At 46.7% G+C, this 435-nt stretch carries 1 pseudogene; it reads right to left on the reverse strand.

From position 1 onward, the window contains the following. Positions 1–21: 21 nt before the first annotated feature. Positions 22–435: pseudogene (locus tag AB4486_RS24325) on the reverse strand (alpha-galactosidase); the annotation flags it as partial.

The raw sequence follows: 435 nt of genomic DNA on the forward strand, positions 1-435 counted from the left end.
GGGGTACTCAGAGTCAGAGATTCACATCTTTTTTAGATGCACAATCAAGGCAGACTCTGGGTCGAGAATAGGTAAGGTCAATCCAATCTCTTTGAGGTTATCGCCGCTTAAAGTCAGTGTTTTATCTAACCATTGAGGGCGTTGCTTCATGAGTTGGAAACTGGTTTGTGGCATCTCCACTAACTTCACTTGATACAGCGCACTGTCTTCCACGCAGCTAATACGAAGTGGTGATGGCAGAGCGTACTCAGGCATCGCCAACTGACACACGGTGATCAGCATTTCATCATCATTCTGCACCCCATAGATGTTCTGGTTTTTGTCCGCAGGATCCATGCGAAAGCTGCGCCCTGAGTGCAAAATATGGCGGAACTGCTTGTGCAGAGAGATGTAGTGAGAGAAAGCTTGTTTCTCTTGTTGCGACTCTTTAACTTG

This window comes from Vibrio sp. 10N.222.55.C6 (assembly GCF_041473395.1).
GTDB lineage: Bacteria > Pseudomonadota > Gammaproteobacteria > Enterobacterales > Vibrionaceae > Vibrio > Vibrio crassostreae_C.